The sequence below is a fragment of the Desemzia sp. AGC72 genome (genome assembly GCF_057334175.1).
The window spans coordinates 25631-45122 of the sequence record NZ_JBHFIG010000001.1; the positions used below are offsets into that span (position 1 = coordinate 25631).

The window sequence follows — 19492 nt, forward strand, 5'->3', positions numbered from 1 at the left end:
TTCTTAATTCTTTTGAGTTAGAATAATGACAGAAAACATCGGATAGGAAATAAGATTTCTTATGTGTTTGAAAGGAAGTAGAAAAACTTGGCAAATGAAGCATTCCAAGACCGTTTACCACCACAAAGTATTGAAGCTGAACAAGCTGTATTAGGATCGATCTTTTTAGATGCTGATACATTAGTAGGAGCTTTAGAGTTTATTGAAGCGAAAGATTTTTATCGACGCGGGCATCAGTTGATTTTCCAAGTGATGATGGATTTGAATGATGAAAATGAAGCTATTGATATCGTTACCGTTACAAATGCGTTGGAATCAAAAAATCAATTAGAAGATGTTGGTGGGATTCCTTACTTAGCGGACTTAGCGGTTGCAGTACCTACTGCAGCTAATATGGAGTATTACGCGAAAATTGTTGAACAAAAATCTATTTTAAGAAATCTGATCCATACAGCTACAGAAATTGTGGCTAAAGGATATGAAGAATCTGATGAGGTTGCTTCGATTTTAGATGATGCTGAAAGAAGTATCTTAGAAGTTTCTGAAAGACGAAGCAGGACTGGTTTTTTGTCCATTTCAGACGTCTTGAATTCTACGGTGGCTCAAATAGATCAGTTGTATCAAAATAATGAAGAAATTACAGGTTTGCCGACTGGTTATAAATTATTGGATAAGATGACCGCTGGATTGCAAAAAGAAGAATTGATCATCCTTGCAGCCAGACCGGCTGTTGGGAAAACGGCATTTGCTTTGAATATTGCGCAGAATGTCGGAACAAAAACAGATGAAACTGTAGCTATTTTCAGTTTGGAAATGGGTGCTGAATCACTTGTTAACCGTATGTTGTGTTCTGAAGGCAGCATAGATGCCAGTCATTTAAGAACGGGTAATCTAACAGAAGAAGAGTGGCAAAGTTTGATTATTGCTATGGGGAGTTTGTCTAAGGCGAGTATTTATATTGATGATACCCCAGGTATACGTGTAGCAGAAATCAGAGCAAAATGTCGACGATTAAAACAAGAAAAAGGCAATTTGGGACTTATTTTAATTGATTACCTTCAATTGATCGAAGGGACAGGCAAAGAAAGCCGTCAGCAAGAAGTATCGGAGATTTCTCGTCAATTGAAAAAATTGGCTAAAGAATTGAAAGTTCCTGTTATTGCTTTATCTCAATTATCTCGTGGAGTAGAACAAAGACAAGATAAAAGACCTGTTTTAAGTGATATTCGAGAATCCGGATCTATTGAACAGGATGCAGATATTGTAGCCTTTCTTTACCGTGATGATTATTACGATCGAGAAGGACAAGAGAATGATGAAGATAATGAAGCAGATGAAGACAATGTTATCGAGGTCATTATTGAAAAAAACAGAAGTGGAGCCAGAGGGACGGTCAAGTTATTGTTTATTAAAGAATACAATAAATTTTCTTCCTTATCGTACTACCCTGAAGGTGCTATCTCACAATAATAGAAAGCTTATAAACGAATATGTAAGTTCGTTTATAAGCTTTTTTTATTTTGTTTATTTAAAAATAGTTCGTCTTTGAATGTTTTTTTTGTATAAAAAAAAGTTAATATTCGTTTTTTTATTGAATAGTATCTTCTTTCTTGGTACACTACTAAAGGATTTTTAAAAATATGAATGAGGTGTTTATATGTCTTCTGTAGTAGTGGTTGGTACGCAATGGGGCGATGAAGGTAAAGGGAAAATTACAGATTTCTTAAGTGAAAATGCTGAAGTGATTGCTCGTTATCAAGGTGGAGATAATGCAGGACACACCATTGTATTTGGTGGAGTAACATATAAACTTCATCTGATACCTTCTGGAATTTTCTCTTCGAAAAAAATCAGCGTAATAGGAAATGGAGTAGTTGTGAATCCTAAAGCTCTTATTAAAGAGTTGGCTTATTTGCATGAAAGAGGAATAAGTACAGATAACTTACGGATATCAGATCGTGCTCATGTCATACTGCCTTATCATATTCAGTTAGATCAATTGCAAGAAGAATCTAAAGGCGACAACAAGATTGGAACTACTATCAAAGGAATCGGTCCAGCTTATATGGACAAAGTTTCACGTGTAGGAATCCGTATTGCTGATTTATTAGATAAAGAATTATTTGAGGAACAATTGCGCAGAAATTTAGAAGAGAAAAATCGTATGTTTACTAAAATGTACGACTCAACAGAGATTGCTTTTGAAGACGTCTTTGAAGAGTACTATCAATATGGTCAAGAGATCAAACAATACGTGACAGATACTTCGGTGATTTTGAACGAGGCATTAGATGCAGGAAAAAATGTGTTATTTGAAGGCGCGCAAGGGGTTATGTTGGACATTGATCAAGGGACATATCCATTTGTGACTTCTTCTAATCCTGTAGCAGGCGGAGTTACTATAGGAAGCGGAGTCGGTCCATCAAAAGTCAATAAAGTAGTTGGTGTATGTAAAGCTTATACGTCTCGTGTAGGAGACGGTCCCTTCCCTACTGAGCTGCATGATGAAATCGGCCAAAGAATTCGAGATATCGGAAAAGAATACGGTACAACAACTGGACGTCCGCGTCGTATTGGATGGTTTGATGCTGTGGTGATGCGTCATTCAAAACGCGTTTCAGGTATTACGAATCTGTCTTTAAACTCTATCGATGTGTTAAGTGGCTTGGACACTGTTAAAATTTGTACAGCTTATGAGCGCAATGGCGAAAAAATCTTACATTATCCAGCAAGCCTAAAAGAGCTGTCAGAATGCACACCAATTTATGAAGAATTACCAGGTTGGGATGAAGACATTACTAACTGTCGTTCTTTAGAAGAATTGCCAGAAAATGCTCGTAATTATGTAAAACGTATCTCTGATTTGGTCGGTGTTCGTATTTCTACTTTCTCAGTAGGACCAGGTCGTGAACAAACGAATATTTTAGAAGATATTTGGTCTGAAGGATAAGATAATAGGAATAAAAACAAATTCTTTTATTAATATTATGGATTATCGAATATTTTGACCTTAAATAAAATTGCAAGTGTATTTTATTTAAGGTTGATTTGCTAGCAAGCTTCTACTTAGTAAAGGGGTGCTGCTGTTGAAAATCACAAAATATTTGATTGTCTGTATAGCGTTTTTTTCAATTTTTATGACAAGCTGTTCGAACGAAGCAAGCTCTTCTGGTAATAAAATCATAGTGCAAAAGCGCGTGGGAGAAGAAAATCAATACGAGTTATTTAAAGAAATAACGTATAATGATGTCGTAAAAAAACAGCGGAATTACTAGAAGATGTAAGATGGAGTCGTATTAATGACACAGACTCCTCATTACAAATTTCAATTTGAAGACAATAATCAATTGATTGGTTCGAATTATGATTTATGGATCAGTCCAGATAAGGATCAAGTTGAGCTTGTGATAGAAAATCAAGAAAAATATATTCAACTCAATAAGAATCAATCTGCTGAATTAGTTGAGTTTATTACAGAATCTCAACTAATGAATAGCAATGAATAAGTTTAGACTTAATCAAAAAAATTGCATCACAGTAAAAAAATATGTTATAATTTTTTTACTGTGATACGAATGGGTTGTTAGCTCAGTTGGCAGAGCAGCTGACTCTTAATCAGCGGGTCGAGGGTTCGAGCCCCCCACAGCCCATATATTGGATAGCCAAATCCATGAGATAGTTATACGTTAATGCGAAAGCATATAAAAACGTATGCTATCTTTTTTTTATTTTAAAAGTTTATAAGTCATAAATCGAGATAAGAAATTCTTTTTTAGAGTTCAATTAAGTAAATAGGAATCTCGTAATAAGTACAGAATTAAAATTTATATTATTTCCCAGGAAATAATATTTCATAGAATCATTGTATTTTCTACTCGTTCTGCTAGAATACATCTGTTGACCACTTTTATATTTGTTTGAAATAGTAATTATTTAAAAGCACATACCATTACCAATTATCGTTGCAGTTATAGTGCAATTGTATTAGGAGGAATAATACTTATGAATATTATCATTGCTGGAGGCGGAAAAGTTGGAGAAGTTTTATGCTCTGAACTTTCGTCTGAGGGGAATGACATTATATTGATGGAAAAAAATAGTAAAAGATTGAACGCCCTAATTAGTAAGTATGATATAACAGGCATAGTTGGAAATGGAGCTAGTTATGATCTGCAAATGGAAGCTAGTGTTCCAAAATGTGATATATTCATTGCCGTAACTTCACAAGATGAAATCAATATTATGTCGGCAACTATTGCTAAAAAGTTAGGAGCCAAATATACAATTGCTCGAGTGAGAAATCCTGAATATACAAAACACCTTGATTTTGTAAGAGAAAGTCTCGGGATTACAATGATGATTACTCCTGAACTAGAATCAGCAAAAGATATTATGAAAGTAATCAAATATCCTACTGCATTAAGTGTAGAATCATTTGCTAATAACCGAGTGAATCTAGTAGAGCTAAAAATCAAGACCAATAGTCCTTTACGAGATATGAGTTTAAAGAATTTCAGAACACGTTATGGGAATATCTTAGTCGCTATTATTCAACGGGGCGATGAAGTGCTCATTCCTTCTGGAGATGATTTTTTAAGAGAAGGAGATCATGTTTTTGTTGTCAGCTCTTTGAAAGAAGTGAATAAATTTTATAAGCTGATTGGAGATAATCGAGCTAAAATGAAATCAGTTTTGATTGTAGGTGGAGGACGTATCACGTACTATCTGATCAATATGTTGAAAGAATATAAAATGGATATAAAAGTTATTGAAAATGATCCGGAAAAAGCTAGAGAGTTAAGTGATGTTTTTCCTGGCATTATGGTCATTCACGGAGATGGTACGGACCAAGAGTTTTTAGAAGAAGAACGTTTAGAAGCGTACGATGTTTTTATCAGCTTAACGGGTGTTGATGAAGAAAACATCATTACTTCTTTATATGCTTCTCAAAAAAATGTGAAGAAAATCGTTACGAAGGTGAATAGAACACTGTTGCTGAAAATATTTGGAACGATGGGATTACAAACAGTAATCACTCCAAAGAGAGTGATTACTAATAGTATTTTACAATTTGTCCGTTCATTAACGAATACTTCTGTTTCGAATGTAGAGGCACTGTTCCGTTTAGCAGACAATCAAGTCGAAGCTCTCCAATTTAAAGTGAAAGAGACTAGCCGTGTCATAAACAAGCAGTTAGAAATTTTACCGATAAAAAATCACTTGTTGATTGCATATATCATTAGAGGGAAGAAACTGATCGTTCCAGGTGGACAAGACGTGATTAAACCAAATGACCACGTTATTGTGATCACAAAAGAAAAAAAATATGATGATATAGACGATATTTTAAAATAAAGGAGAAACATAATTGAATTTTAACATGGTAAAATATACGATTGGGAGACTATTGCAAGTAGAAGCAATATTATTAGTCGCTCCGTTAGCAGTCAGTATCATTTATCAAGAAGAATGGAAATATTCGTTTAGTTTTTTATCTATTAGTTTGCTATTACTGACTATTGGCTACTTACTAAGCAGTAAAAAACCGATTAAAAAGAACATGTTTGCTAAGGAAGGGTTTATAATTGTTTCTTTATCATGGATCTTGCTATCATTTTTCGGTTCACTTCCGTTTGTGATAAACGGAGATATACCTAGATTGATTGATGCTTTTTTTGAAACCAGCAGTGGTTTTACAACTACTGGATCAAGCATTTTGACTGATGTAGAAGCTTTAGCTCAGTCTTCTTTATTTTGGAGGAGTTTTACTCATTTGATTGGTGGAATGGGAATATTAGTATTTGCTTTAGCAATATTGCCTCAAATAGAGTCTGAATCTGTACACATCATGAAAGCTGAAGTTCCAGGGCCAGTTTTTGGTAAGCTAGTTTCAAAACTCTCATCTTCAGCGCGTATTTTATATAAAATCTATTTGATTTTGACTGCTGTAGTAGTGATTTTGCTCCTTTTTGGAGGAATGACCTTTTTTGATGCCTTATTGCATGCCTTTGGCGCAGCTGGTACTGGAGGATTCGGTATCAAAAATGGAAGTATTGCTTCTTACGATAGTGCGTATATAGATTATGTATTGAGTTTTTCAATGTTGATTTTCGGTGTGAATTTTAACTTATTTTACTTAGTGCTGATAGGGCAAATCAAAGAAGTGCTTAAAAGTGAAGAATTGAGATGGTACATAGGCATTGTTTTAGCAGCCGTAACGTTGATTTGTCTAAATCTTTTTTCTCACTATGATTCTTTCTGGAGAATGCTCCGTGATACCTTTTTCTCAGTTTCATCCATTATCACTACTACTGGTTTTTCTACAGCTGATTTTGGCAGTTGGCCTGTATTTTCTCAAACAATTTTACTTATCTTAATGTTTTTTGGAGCAAGTGCCGGTTCTACAGCAGGAGGTTTAAAGATTTCCAGAGTAGCTATTTTATGGAAAACAGCTGTTTCTGAGTTCAAACGAAATGCTAATCCGAATAGAATAGTAACTATCAAGTATGAAGGGAAACCTTTAGATAAAGAAGTTAAACATAGTGTAACGAATTACTTTGTTATTTACATGATCATCTTTTTTGCTTTGTTATTGTTGATCAGTATTGATGCACCTGACTTTACATCTGCTTTCAGTGCCATAACAGCAACTTTCAATAATATCGGTCCAGGTTTAGGAGCTGTTGGGCCGTTAGCCAGTTATGCTCATGTTAGTGATTTTTCTAAACTGATTTTATCATTTGCTATGATAGCAGGAAGGTTGGAAATTTTTCCTATCTTGATATTATTTAACCGAAATACATGGCGGAAGCATATATAAGCTATAAAGGAGCGGGAGAAAATGTTTAGTCCTGCTCCTATAAACCAAAATACCGAACGAGAAATTCATTTTCTCGTTCGGTATTTTGGTTTTAGACTTATAGAGCTGCTTTTCGGAAGCAGATATTTGGCTATATCCTACAGAAATTTGTTATTTTCCCGTCCTCCTTTAAGCTTTAAAATTGCTATTAAACCAACAAAGTTTTATGATTTACTTATATATATTTTTTTAACACTATGAATAGGTATGAATTCGGTTGAATTTATTTAGGGGGAAGAACGATGGTTATAAATGGAACAATGATGCAATATTTTGAATGGTATATTGATGCTGACGGAAAACATTGGCAACGTTTGAAAGAAGATGCTGCACATTTACACGATATTGGTATCACAGCTGTCTGGATTCCACCTGTCTTTAAAGGGGTAACACACAATGATGAAGGTTACGGTGTTTACGACTTATATGATCTAGGTGAATTTGATCAAAAAGGTGGAGTCCGTACGAAATATGGTACTAAACAAGAATTGTTAGATGCCATAGAAGAACTTCATAAGTATGGAATTCAAGTTTATGCAGATGTGGTATTGAACCATAAAGGCGGCGCAGACGAATCAGAGCGCTTTATGGCTATTGAAGTAGCTGAAGATGATCGAAATAAAGAAATATCAGAGCCCTATGAAATTGAAGGATGGACAAAATTTACTTTTCCAGGCAGACAAGGAAAATACTCCGATTTTACTTGGAATTATCATCACTTCAGCGGTATTGATTATGATCAGATAAATGATAAAAAAAGTATTTTCCGTATCGCTGAAGATGGTAAAAGTTGGGCAGATGATTCAGCAGTTGCTAATGAATTTGGAAATTATGACTATTTGATGTTTGCAGATATTGATTATGATAATACAGATGTTGTCAATGAAATCAAAAGTTGGGCCAGCTGGTTTATTAAAGAAACAGGAGTAGATGGGTTTAGATTAGATGCTGTGAAACATATCCATGCGGACTTCATAAACGATTTTGTTAGTGGGATACGAGAAGAATTTGGTGAAGATTTTTTTGTAGTAGCAGAATATTGGGATCAAAAATACGGACATTTGAAAGAATACTTAAATACGCTCGATGAGCATATTAGTTTATTCGATGTCTCGCTGCACTACAAATTATCTAATGCATCTAAAGAAGGTAATGCATATGATTTGAGACCCCTATTTGATGAAACATTGATGAAAAAAAGACCAACTTCTGCAGTGACATTTGTTGATAACCATGATTCGCAACCGTCACAATCGTTAGAATCTTATGTAGAGCCTTGGTTCAAACCATTAGCTTATAGTATTATACTGTTGAGAGAATATGGTTATCCGACAGTCTTCTACGGTGACTACTATGGATTAAAAGGAGATAACCCAATCGATGGACAACCAGAGATATTGGATAAGTTGATTTATATTAGAAAAAACTATGCTTATGGCGAACAAATTGATTATATCGATCATGCAAACTGTATCGGTTGGACAAGATCAGGAGATGAAGATCATCCAGATGGATTAGCTGTTGTATTATCTAACAGTGAAGAAGGTTTCAAAGAAATGTCCTTCGGTGAAGAAAGAGCTGGAGAAATCTTTTATGATTACTTAGGTCATCGCCAAGACGAAGTCACTTTAGATGAGAATGGCGTAGGAGTCTTCCCAGTAAATGCTGGCTCAGTTTCAGCATGGGTAAAAAAATAAACGACTAATCGTTTATTTTTTTATCTGAATAGATAACAATAAAAGCACTGTAACACCAATATGATTGGTATTACAGTGCTTTTAACTGTTAAGTGATTTATAAGGAATTGTTTGGATTATGCTGATCAAGCGGATCTACCGCAGGATGCTCAGCTGTTGGTAAAACATCTGGTTCTACAGGCGGAACTGGTATATCTCCGGCTCCCACAGGATCTGGATGAGTAAGTCCGCTATGCGGAGGAACTAGATCTGTTGGTTCAGGAGGCATAACGTCTGCTTTTTCTTGATGTGGATGGTATAAATCATTTTCAATATCAGCAATCGTTTCGCTCAATTCAGGATCTGGATTTGCATAATCCATTTCCTCTCCTACTTCCTCATAAGTTTGTTTGAACTCATCAGCTAATTCATTTACTCTATCCATGGCTTTGTCTTTCAGATCTAAACCTTGTTCTTTTAAATCTTCTCTTAATTCTTTTCCTGATTTAGGGGCGAAAAGTAAAGCTGTTGCTGCTGCCGCTAATCCTACGATCAATGTTTTTCCCATACTGCTGTTTCCCATAATATGACCCTCTTTTCATTAATAATTAATTGTCTGTTATTTTTTACGTCTTTTTTCAAACATGATTTGAGCAGTTTTTCCTGCTTTAACTAGAGCCGGGAAAGTTCTTTTAGTGGTCTTCCCAGGAGATTTCACAAATTGATTTTTTAGTTCTGTTCCAGAAATTTTTAAGTGATTTACCGAATCACTGAATTCTGAAGTTGTTGATGAGAATTCTTCGATATACTGTTGTTTGTTTGTAACGTCTTGAATCATCGATTCAGCACGATTTTGGATATTAGTAACTTTCGTATTGATTGCGTTTATATCATTGTTAAATCGATCAACTGTATGATTAACATCCAATACGACAGTATTTACTTCATCCATTAAACTGCTGATGCGCTTTTTCATTATCAACCCGCCAACAACAAGACCGATAATAGCTAATACGACAATAGCTATGGCAATATAAAATCCAATAGACATAGTTGAAATTGACCTCCTATCCGTATATTTTGAACATATTATGAAGGCAAGTGGATCTAAAATCAAGTAAACCACTTGCGCTTATTTTGATATCGTTGTTTCTAAATGAGAAAACCCTTTATTCTAAGATTAGTCTATCATTTATCTTAATTTTCTCCAAACAAAAACAGTTGCGCAAATGTGAATACAGTTACGATATCATGAGGAAAAGTTAGGAAAAGTGTAGTAATAACCCTGTATTTGTTTTACAATACAAAAAGATAAGTTAAATAGAATAGAGATAGTTGGAGGAAAATAAGTTGACGCAAGCAAACAATTCAATTCATGTTGACGATCAACAAAAGTGGGACAGGTTCCAGCTTGTAACTGTTGCTGATGGAGAAATTATTCGCTTGGAAGAAGTTCCAGATCCTGTTTTTTCAGAAAAAATGGTAGGTGAAGGATTCGCTGTTATTCCGACATCAGAACAAGTCGTTGCTCCTGTCAGCGGCGTTTTGTATCAAGTCGCAGACACTTTACATGCGTATGTGATCGAAACAGACGAGGACGTAGAAGTCTTAGTGCATATTGGTATCAATACGATCAGTCTGCAAGGAAAAGGATTCCATTCTGATTTAAAAAAAGGAATGCTTGTTTCTAAAGGAGACGTATTAGCTACTTTTAGTCGGGCTTACTTTGAAGAAAATGAGATTCCTTTAGTTATACCAGTAGTGGTCATCAAAGGTATGGACGATGAGGCTACAGCGAAAATGAATTACACAAAAGACGGTCTTGCTGGAGAAACTGTGGCAATGTGTGTGTCTAGAGAAGAATAAGACTAGATGTTCTAATGAAAGCTGCACCTGTTAAAAATGGTGTGGCCTTTTTAACCATTCTGGATTATGAAAAGATTGTTACCCTTTTTGCACTTCTTTTCTAGATTATGTATAATGAAAGTTAGGAAAAAGCGTTTTTTACAGATAAATACTCGTATATTGAGGAGGGCAGAAGATGAAAAAAATATTGGTTGTAGACGATGAAAAACCAATCTCGGATATTATTAAATTTAATTTAACTAAAGAAGGTTATGATGTTTATACTGCTTATGATGGAGAAGAAGCCGTTGAAAAAGCGGAAGAAATTGTCCCAGATTTAATTGTATTAGATTTAATGTTGCCAAAAATGGACGGCTTAGAAGTATGTAGAGAAGTACGCAAAAATCATGATATGCCAATTATAATGGTAACAGCGAAAGATGCTGAAATCGATAAAGTATTGGGCTTGGAGCTCGGGGCTGATGACTATGTGACAAAACCCTTCTCAAATCGAGAACTAGTCGCACGTGTCAAAGCTAACTTGAGAAGACAGCATACGAGAGCACCTCAAGTTGAAGAAGAGGTTTCAAATGATATCGAAGTAGGAGCGTTAGTGATTCACCCTGATGCCTATATTGTGTCAAAACGTGGAGAAACTATTGAATTGACTCACCGCGAGTTCGAGTTACTGCATTACTTAGCCAATCATTTAGGACAAGTAATGACTAGAGAACACTTATTGCAAACTGTATGGGGCTATGATTACTTTGGTGATGTCCGTACAGTGGATGTAACAGTTAGACGATTAAGAGAAAAAATCGAAGACAAACCAAGTCATCCAACGTGGTTGATTACTAGACGTGGTGTTGGTTATTATTTAAGAAACCCTGAACAGGAGTAATTATGAAAAAAAGAATTCAATTTTTCCAGTCTATCAATTTTAAAATTGTCTTTATTTTTATTCTTCTGTTGACAATAACGCTAGAGATTATAGGCGCTAACTTTGTAACACAATTAGAAAATCAATTAGTAGACAACTTTAAAGAAGATCGTCGGATTCAAGTTGATTTCTTAGAAAATACCTTGCAGCCTATTTTGCTAGATAAGGAAAATAAGGACAAAGAAGCCAGTATTGCTAATTTATTAAGAGATTTTTCTGGTAGTGGAGTTATTGAGGTACAAGTTATTGACCCAGAATACTATATTATCGGTACAAGCGACAACACGCAGCAATCATTGATTGGGAGAAAATCCACAGATCCGGATATTCACCAATCGTTGTTGCTTGGAAATAATGTGACCAGCCAATATTTAGACCCCTTAACCAACGACCGCAGATGGAAGTTGGTTTCTCCTATTTATATAGGAAATTCTAAAGATGTTTTAGGTGTCATTATGTTGGAAACGAATATTGAAACGATTTACGAGCAAGTGAATGAGATCAGTATTATTTTCATTAATTCTGCTTTGATTGCGATCGCTTTAGTCATTATACTGACTCAGTTTGTTTCTCGTGCCATCACTAAACCCATTTCAGAGATGAAGCAGCAGACGATCCAAATTGCTGAAGGAGATTACTCTGGACAGTTAAAGGTTCATGGGGAAGATGAATTGGGGCAGTTATCGAGTGCAATCAATGAATTGTCTACTCGAGTCGAAGAAGCGCAAGAAACAACTGAAGCTGAACGGCGACGATTGGATAGTGTTCTTACTCATATGACGGATGGTGTTATAGCAACTGATCGGCGAGGTAAAGTAGTGATCATAAATGAGAAAGCCCAAGAAATGTTAAACATTTCCCAGGAAATAGCGTTAGGGCAATCTATTACAGAAGTCTTGAATAATGAAATGACTTTGAGGCAATTACTAGAAGTAGAAGAAGAAATTTTGTTTGATTTTTCGACAAATGAAACACCGTTGATATTGCGTGGAGGATTTTCTTTGATTCAACGAGAATCTGGATTTATTAGCGGACTTGTTTGTGTACTGCACGATGTAACGGAACAAGAAAAAATCGAGCGTGAGCGAAAAGAGTTTGTATCTAATGTGTCTCATGAATTGCGTACACCTTTAACGAGTATGCGAAGCTATTTAGAAGCTTTGAACGATGGGGCATGGAAAGATGAAGAGATTGCTCCGCAGTTCTTGAAAGTTACTCAAGAAGAAACCAATCGTATGATTCGAATGGTTCAAGACTTGTTAGATTTATCAAGGATGGATTCAGGAAAAGCTAATCTGCAGTTGGAATTGATCAATTTAAATGAACTGTTTCATCATGTATTAGATCGCTTTGAAATGATGCTTAGTACGTCAATAGATAATCCTGTAAAAGATTACAGTATTGTAAGAGAAATTACAAAACAGGAAATATGGATAGAGGCAGATGCAGATAAAATCATGCAAGTAATGGACAATATTTTAAATAATGCATTTAAATATTCTCCGGATGGCGGAGTGATTACATGCCGCTTAGTAAAGACGCATAATAATGTTGTTTTAAGCATCTCAGATCAAGGTATGGGTATTCCGAAAAAAGATTTAACGCATGTGTTTGATCGATTCTTCCGTGTAGACAAAGCAAGAGCCCGATCTATGGGTGGAACTGGTTTAGGATTAGCGATATCAAAAGAAGTAATCCAACATCATGGCGGAAAGATCTGGGCAGATAGTATTGAAGGAAAAGGGACTACATTCTATATTTCACTCCCTTATGTTCCGTATGAAGAAGGTGATTGGGAATGAATTGGACGTTAATCAGAAAAATTACACTGACTGTTCTAATCGCGCTCAGTTTGTTTTTGACGGTGCTTATATGGAGAAATCCAGATGGTTATGTTGTTCAAACGGATACCCCTGAAACGTCAGTGGTCTCTTCTGTCACGTTTGATCGGCAATTGAGTTCTGTGTTCGGTACGACAGAAGTGGTATATCACACGAATCAAACAAACCTTCTAACTAAAGATCCAACTGTTTTAGGGACATTACCTTCTGTTTTCCAAGAATGGGAAATAAATGATATAGCTGACCCAATCACATTGAATGGAGACAATTATATAGAAGCCGCTTCTAAATCTAAAACGGTTGAATTTATTTTTCCCAGCAGTATTCCTTTTGGTGTGTATCAAGAAACATTTTCTTTTTTACCTCGAGAATATGAGAATCGGACATTTAACAGGGTATATATTTCTATAGATAATCCGCAAAGTGTTTACTTTTACAACACCCACTCCATGCTGTTTTACGAGGCAGAGGCATCAAATATAGATTTGGATCTTTTAACACAAGTATTGAATGATGATAAAGTCGAATATTTACAGGCTGAGTCGGTTTCTTTGAAAGAACATATTGTATATCTTCCAGTAGAGTCATTTGAAATACCGGTGTTGAATTATTTAGTTGAAGAACAACCGAATAGTTTATTCATTGAGCGGTTATTTGAAGATACATCTGAAATCCAAACGGTGATCAATGATAATTTGTCTCGTTATTATGACTATTTCAGCGAATTAAGTATTGATAATGAAAAAGACATGCTGACGTATACGCGTCCTTCTGTGACAAATGAGGGAGTCAGTTTGACCACTACAGTGCTGAATAGTTTTAATAAACTTATTCAATATGAGCATTGGCCAAATGATGTGTATTATTACGGGTATTCTGCAGTGACTAAGGAAGTAGAGTTTCGACGGTATATTAAAGGATATCCAATATTTGGAGAACCGGATTACGGTGGAACCTTCATCACAGTTGCAGATAATAACGTGATCAGTTTAGAAATGCCGACAATCGTTGCACAAACTCCCATCTCAGATAATCAGTCAGCTGAAAAAATGTATTCTCTGCAAAATATAGAGGAAGTATTATCCAATGCTGGACATGACTTAGATACCATTGACGATATCAAAGTAGGTTATATATGGAATTACAGCAGTGAATCCAACCGCGTGGTGACCTTGATACCTAGCTGGTATGTTGAGATCAATGGAAATTGGATGAGCTTGCAATCAGTCGTAAATGTAGATAAAGGAGGTGCGGATGATGGATTTTAAAAAAATTGAAATCATCTTTATCATAACCTTTCTTATTCTGAATGGATACTTGTTGTATCGAGTATTAGACAATTACGAAAATGGTTTTACAGGCAGTGCAGCAACTCAAATCAACTTGGTACAAGAAATGAAAGACGAGAATATTGATTTGCCGGATTTTGAAGACGAAGAACACGATGTTCCTTATGTTCAAGCTGCAGCCAATAATTTGTTAGAAGAAAATACTGATCAATTAACCAAACAGACTGGTGTCATTGAAGAAAATGGTTCTTTGTATGCTAGTATCTTGTCTGACCCGATTCAATTATCAGACGGTGAAGAGCTGACAACCAAAGACATTGCAACATTGACCGAATTTGTTTTAAGTGATGCGATTTTATTTGGAGACCAATACCAATTTATACGGTATATTCCATCTACTCGACAAATCATTTATGCTCAAATAGCGAATAACATTCCAATCGTTGATGGAACTTCAAATATCATTTTCCATTTAAACGGCAAAAAAGAGATCATTTCTTATGAACAAAAATATGCTGGTCCAGTTACCGTTCAGGGGCAGAGCAGAAAATTGATCACAGACCAAGATGCAGTTGAAATACTTTACCAAAATAGCGAAATACCTTCAGGATCTAAAGTGCGCAAGCCATTGTTGATTTATAACAGAACTTTGCATTTGGAAGACCTGAGTATGTATGTTCCAGTATGGCTGGTAGAAGTGGTAACCAGCACGGATACATTAGTTAAAAAAGTAGATGCTGTAAACGGAAATATCATTCAAGAGACATCTGCGGAAACACCGATTCAACCAAATCAAGAAAGTAAATCAAAAGAGTAACAGATCTTGTCAGAGTTGCATTTACATTTATTCTTATTCTTGCTAGAGTGAGAATGGATGTAAATGATTGTATTTATTTGATGCAATTGCGAAATAAAAGATAAAAGGGACGAGGGTTCAAAATGGCGATACAAACAGAAGGATTAAAAATTAGCATTCTAGCGAGTGGAAGCTCTGGGAATGTTACCTATATTGAATCCGATAAAAAAAAGCTGCTTGTCGATTGTGGACTGAGTGGTAAAAAAGCGACCGCATTGTTAAGCCAAATTGGCCGTACTCCACAAGATCTAGATGGCATCTTAGTGACTCATGAACATAGAGATCATGTTCATGGTGTGGGTGTCTTGGCGAGGAAATACGATTTAGACATTTACGCAAACGAAAAAACCTGGTCAGCGATGGCACCTATTCTTGGAAATATCAAAACGGAACAAAAACACCTTTTTGAAATGGGAAAAACGATGACGATAGGCGATATAGACATTGAAAGTTTTGGTGTTTCTCACGATGCGATAGCGCCCCAATTTTACAGTTTCCATAAAGACAACAAGTCTTTCGTGATGTTAACGGATACGGGTTATGTCAGTGATCGTATGCGTGGTGTAGTTGCCAATGCAGATGCTTATTTATTTGAAAGCAACCATGATTTAGATATGCTGCGCATGGGCAGATATCCTTGGAGTTTGAAACAACGTATTCTAGGCGATAAAGGCCATTTGTCTAACGAAGATGGAGCATTGGCATTGTGTGATGTGATTGGAGACAACACTAAACGGATCTATTTAGGCCATTTAAGTAGAGACAACAATATGAAAGCTATCGCTCATGATACAGTAGAGAGTATTTTAAGAGAAAAAGGTAAAGGCGTTGGCGAAACGTTTACTTTATTTGATACAGATCCTGATGAGCCTTCATTATTGTTCTCTATATAAAGTATAAAACAAATAAAAGCGAACAGCTCTGTGATACAACTGAGCTGTTCGCTTTTTTGTCACATATTCAAAATAAAATAAAATTTTACATGGGCTTCTAGTTTAATTTTAAAATAAACCATGGTAGAATTTTGTCAATCCTGTAAGACAGCCGCTATTCTTTATCAGTATAGTTTCTGGCATTCACTCAGTTGGATAGTCTTATACCTTTTCCTCATATATTTTTCTGCAAGCAAGTTTTACACCTCTTTATGCATTTAACACTCACACATTACCCTGTCTAGTATCACAATGGTGCTGCAAATGAAAAGTCTATGGTATTTTTGTTTACCCTACTTTCATATACAAGAAGTCTGTCTTCTATCCTTTATTTGTTTCCCCAAAGAGTATTTCCAAGAATGAAGTATACACTAAAGTACTCAATCTTGTCCCTCGACCCAATAAAGCACCTAACATCTTTTTACGGTACACGGTGCGCCGTTACATTCTTGGAATACTCTTTTAAAATATAAACGTTTTAAATGTTGTAATCACCATAAAATCACATCCCTATTACCATCTCTTTATGATGAATGAAAGCTTATATACTTACTCACTCTTTATTTGTAACGAAAGTCACTTGTTAAAATAGGAGGAATTTAAATGAATAGAGTTATTGGAGTCATTGAGTTAGGACGCTTAATCAAACAAAAATGGTATTGGATCTTATTATTTTTATTGATCGAAATTAGTTCTGCTCATGTTTTAACTACTTATGTTATCGTGCCTCAGTATAGTGCGGAAACAAAAATATTGGTCAGCAGACCTGTCAATTCTGCTCAAGCTATGGAATTGGGGGATATTGAGACAAATATCCAAATGATCAATACTTATCGGGACATCATCCAAGATCCGATTGTGTTAGATAAAGTTCGAGATGAGCTGGGCAATACGCTTTCTGAAGAGGAATTGAAAGGAAAAATGGAAGTCATTACGCAAACAGATTCACAAATTTTTAGTATTCAAGTAGTAGATGCAGACCCAGGACGTGCAGCTTTGATTGCAGATACGATTGCAACGATTTTTAAAGAGAATGTAGGAACAGTGATCAATATAGACAATGCAGCTATTCTGTCACCAGCGCGTATCCCTACGGCCCCTATTTCACCACATTATTTGTTTAATATCGTTATTGGTGCCTTAATGGGATCGATATTCGGTTTAGGATTTATTCTGGTTCGGAATCTAGCAGACAAAAAAGTCCATGACGAAAATTTTGCTGCTGAACATTTAGGCTGGCTGCCATTAGGTTCTATTTCCAGAATAAGCAAAAAAGAATTGGTTCAAATGAATGACTTTATCCAATCTATTGATGAAACAAAAAAAGAATCTTCTACAGAAGTAAAACGAATTGCTGGAAAGGAGCCTACTCATGTTTAATCATAAAAAAACTTCACATAAGGAAAAACTCAATAGTCTGATCACATTGGTGAAACCAAGTTCAATTATTTCGGAGGAATTTAGAACGCTGAGAACAAATATCCAATTTTCAATGGTGGATAAACAACTCAGTACGTTGATGTTTACTTCTGCCGCACCAGGAGAAGGAAAGACTACAGTAGCGTCAAATGTGGCTGTTGTATTCGCTTCTCAAGGTAAGAGAGTATTGCTGATTGATGCAGATATGCGAAATCCTAGTGTCCACAGACTGTTCAATTTTGTAAACCATAGAGGATTGACAAATTTATTGACGGAAAATAAAACGAGTATTCAAGATGTTGTTCATCGTACGACCAAAAAGAATCTGTTTGTATTGACGTGCGGTTTGATTCCTCCTAATCCTTCCGAACTCTTAGCTTCTAAACGAATGGACCAGCTGATTGAAAACATGAAGAAGCATTTTGACTTGATTATTTTTGATTTACCGCCTATTTTAGCAGTAACAGATGCTCAAGTTATGGCTAATAAAACAGACGGCACTGTCTTTGTCATTCGCGATGGTGTAGCAGAAAAAAATAATTTGTATAAAGCAAAAGAATTGTTGGATCACGTTCATGCCAATGTTATTGGAGTCGTTTATAATGATAAAAAAAGAGAAGAAAATCCAGCTTATCAATATTATGGAATAGAAGAATAAAATGAATGGTTTGAATCGGGTGAACCTGTAGGGAGGTAAGATCAGTGATTTCAATTATCGTGACTATTTATAATTCTGAAAAGTATTTGGTGAGGTGTTTAAACAGCTTACGATATCAAACGTATCACCGTCTGGAAATTATATTAATAGACGATGGTTCAACCGATTCAAGCAAATCTATTTGTGAAAAGTACCGAAAGCTGGACAAGCGTTTTCGTCTGATCAATACCAACCAAGTTGGGCTGTCTGCAGTCCGCAACGTGGGCATTTTAGCAGCTAAAGGTGATTGCATTGGTTTTGTTCATCCAGCTGATTGGGTGGAAGAAGTTATGTTTGAGCAATTGATGACCACAATGGCAATCCATGAAGCTGATATTGCAGCTTGTAAGTATGTAGAAGAAACAAGAGATGAATTGATCTTTCCTCCAGGCCCAGAGAATATGAGGTTTTTATCTGCAGAGGAATCTATCCGCTTGCTGCTGCTGCAAAATCGAACAGAAAGTTTTTTGTGCAACAAACTGTTTTCGATTAAATTATTTACAAAAGAGCCAGTGATTAGGTTTGATCAAGATATTCATTTGTATGAGGATTTTGATGTCTGTTGTCAGCTGTTTTTAAAAAGTCATTCTATCATATACGTATCAGAACCTCGTTACCATTATATGTCCGAAAATCACCAATGGGAAAGCGCTAAGGTTGAAAATTATTACTCTGGATCCGCAGCTCTGCTTAAAGCGTTGGAACGACTTGAATCTCAGTCGATTCAATTAGATTTACTGTGGTTGATAAAAGAAATGTATTTGCGTTTAAATTTATATTTAATGATGGTCTTGTATGAACACAGGCCTAAGGATAAACATCGGCTAAAAGAGATAAAACGCAGCTTATATCGATTCAAACTTTCAGAGATCAATGACATGGCTCTTAAAAGGCTTATTATGGTCGCGCGCATGAACCTTTCAGCAGGATACTATATGTGGGAAAATTCAGATATCAGCAAAACGAATTAGGTAAATAAATAGATCCCTAAAAAACACAACAGATGCTGTTGTGTTTTTTTATTGCATTTTGATATAAGAGTTTATATGTTATAAAAAAAGCAATTTATGATAGAATAAAAAAGAAAAGTGGATAATTTATCTAAATTGTTTCATATAAAATTCAAAAATATTAGATA

General features: G+C 35.5%; 17 protein-coding genes and 1 tRNA gene. 16 read left to right on the forward strand and 2 right to left on the reverse strand.

The window, feature by feature from the left end; genetic code table 11:
- Positions 1 to 87 precede the first annotated feature (87 nt).
- The 7 genes from dnaB (at position 88) to ACE025_RS00140 (ending at position 8556) form a co-directional block, all read left to right on the forward strand.
- On the forward strand, positions 88 to 1470 hold the full coding sequence (dnaB, locus tag ACE025_RS00110; RefSeq protein ID WP_485936221.1) for a replicative DNA helicase: 1383 nt from the start codon (positions 88 to 90) through the stop codon (positions 1468 to 1470).
- A gap of 187 nt (positions 1471 to 1657) precedes the next feature.
- Positions 1658 to 2950: an adenylosuccinate synthase gene (locus ACE025_RS00115; RefSeq protein ID WP_485936223.1), complete on the forward strand. Its 1293-nt coding sequence runs from the start codon at positions 1658 to 1660 to the stop codon at positions 2948 to 2950.
- A gap of 349 nt (positions 2951 to 3299) precedes the next feature.
- Positions 3300 to 3506 carry a hypothetical protein gene (locus tag ACE025_RS00120; protein ID WP_485936225.1) on the forward strand — a complete coding sequence of 69 codons (207 nt, stop codon included), beginning with the start codon at positions 3300 to 3302 and terminating at the stop codon, positions 3504 to 3506.
- Positions 3507 to 3577: 71 nt separating this feature from the next.
- Positions 3578 to 3650 (forward strand) — tRNA-Lys (locus ACE025_RS00125).
- A 352-nt stretch (positions 3651 to 4002) separates the two neighbouring features.
- Positions 4003 to 5355: a Trk system potassium transporter TrkA gene (gene trkA / locus ACE025_RS00130; RefSeq protein ID WP_485936227.1), complete on the forward strand. Its 1353-nt coding sequence runs from the start codon at positions 4003 to 4005 to the stop codon at positions 5353 to 5355.
- A gap of 13 nt (positions 5356 to 5368) precedes the next feature.
- A complete protein-coding gene (locus ACE025_RS00135) occupies positions 5369 to 6820 on the forward strand; it encodes a TrkH family potassium uptake protein (RefSeq protein ID WP_485936229.1) in 1452 nt (483 codons plus the stop codon).
- Positions 6821 to 7101: 281 nt separating this feature from the next.
- Positions 7102 to 8556: an alpha-amylase gene (locus ACE025_RS00140; RefSeq protein WP_485936231.1), complete on the forward strand. Its 1455-nt coding sequence runs from the start codon at positions 7102 to 7104 to the stop codon at positions 8554 to 8556.
- 97 nt (positions 8557 to 8653) lie between these two features.
- Here ACE025_RS00140 and ACE025_RS00145 read toward each other — a convergent pair whose 3' ends face one another.
- Together ACE025_RS00145 and ACE025_RS00150 are read right to left on the reverse strand one after the other, a co-directional pair.
- A complete protein-coding gene (locus tag ACE025_RS00145) occupies positions 8654 to 9118 on the reverse strand; it encodes a YtxH domain-containing protein (protein ID WP_485936233.1) in 465 nt (154 codons plus the stop codon).
- 36 nt (positions 9119 to 9154) lie between these two features.
- Positions 9155 to 9586, reverse strand: coding sequence for a hypothetical protein (locus ACE025_RS00150; RefSeq protein WP_485936235.1), 432 nt, complete (start codon positions 9584 to 9586; stop codon positions 9155 to 9157).
- Between the two features lie 299 nt (positions 9587 to 9885).
- Between ACE025_RS00150 and ACE025_RS00155 the strand changes: the two genes are divergently transcribed.
- The 9 genes from ACE025_RS00155 (at position 9886) to ACE025_RS00195 (ending at position 19325) form a co-directional block, all read left to right on the forward strand.
- On the forward strand, positions 9886 to 10401 hold the full coding sequence (locus ACE025_RS00155) for a PTS sugar transporter subunit IIA (protein ID WP_485936237.1): 516 nt from the start codon (positions 9886 to 9888) through the stop codon (positions 10399 to 10401).
- Between the two features lie 175 nt (positions 10402 to 10576).
- Positions 10577 to 11281, forward strand: coding sequence for a response regulator YycF (gene yycF, locus ACE025_RS00160; protein ID WP_092480409.1), 705 nt, complete (start codon positions 10577 to 10579; stop codon positions 11279 to 11281).
- Between the two features lie 2 nt (positions 11282 to 11283).
- Positions 11284 to 13122, forward strand: coding sequence for a cell wall metabolism sensor histidine kinase WalK (gene walK / locus ACE025_RS00165; RefSeq protein ID WP_485936239.1), 1839 nt, complete (start codon positions 11284 to 11286; stop codon positions 13120 to 13122).
- Positions 13119 to 14429, forward strand: a complete 1311-nt coding sequence (locus tag ACE025_RS00170; protein ID WP_485936241.1) for a YycH family regulatory protein — start codon at positions 13119 to 13121, stop codon at positions 14427 to 14429. The genes walK and ACE025_RS00170 overlap by 4 nt, the downstream gene beginning before the upstream one ends.
- Positions 14419 to 15267: a two-component system regulatory protein YycI gene (locus ACE025_RS00175; RefSeq protein ID WP_485936243.1), complete on the forward strand. Its 849-nt coding sequence runs from the start codon at positions 14419 to 14421 to the stop codon at positions 15265 to 15267. Before ACE025_RS00170 ends, ACE025_RS00175 begins: the two co-directional genes overlap by 11 nt.
- Before the next feature lie 122 nt (positions 15268 to 15389).
- Complete coding sequence (locus tag ACE025_RS00180) at positions 15390 to 16199, forward strand: MBL fold metallo-hydrolase (protein WP_485936245.1); 810 nt, start codon at positions 15390 to 15392, stop codon at positions 16197 to 16199.
- Positions 16200 to 16841: 642 nt separating this feature from the next.
- Positions 16842 to 17618 carry a YveK family protein gene (locus tag ACE025_RS00185; protein WP_485936247.1) on the forward strand — a complete coding sequence of 259 codons (777 nt, stop codon included), beginning with the start codon at positions 16842 to 16844 and terminating at the stop codon, positions 17616 to 17618.
- Entirely contained in the window at positions 17611 to 18315 is a 705-nt protein-coding gene (locus ACE025_RS00190; protein ID WP_485936249.1) for a CpsD/CapB family tyrosine-protein kinase, read from the forward strand. The genes ACE025_RS00185 and ACE025_RS00190 overlap by 8 nt, the downstream gene beginning before the upstream one ends.
- A gap of 44 nt (positions 18316 to 18359) precedes the next feature.
- A complete protein-coding gene (locus ACE025_RS00195) occupies positions 18360 to 19325 on the forward strand; it encodes a glycosyltransferase family 2 protein (RefSeq protein WP_485936251.1) in 966 nt (321 codons plus the stop codon).
- Positions 19326 to 19492: the final 167 nt, after the last annotated feature.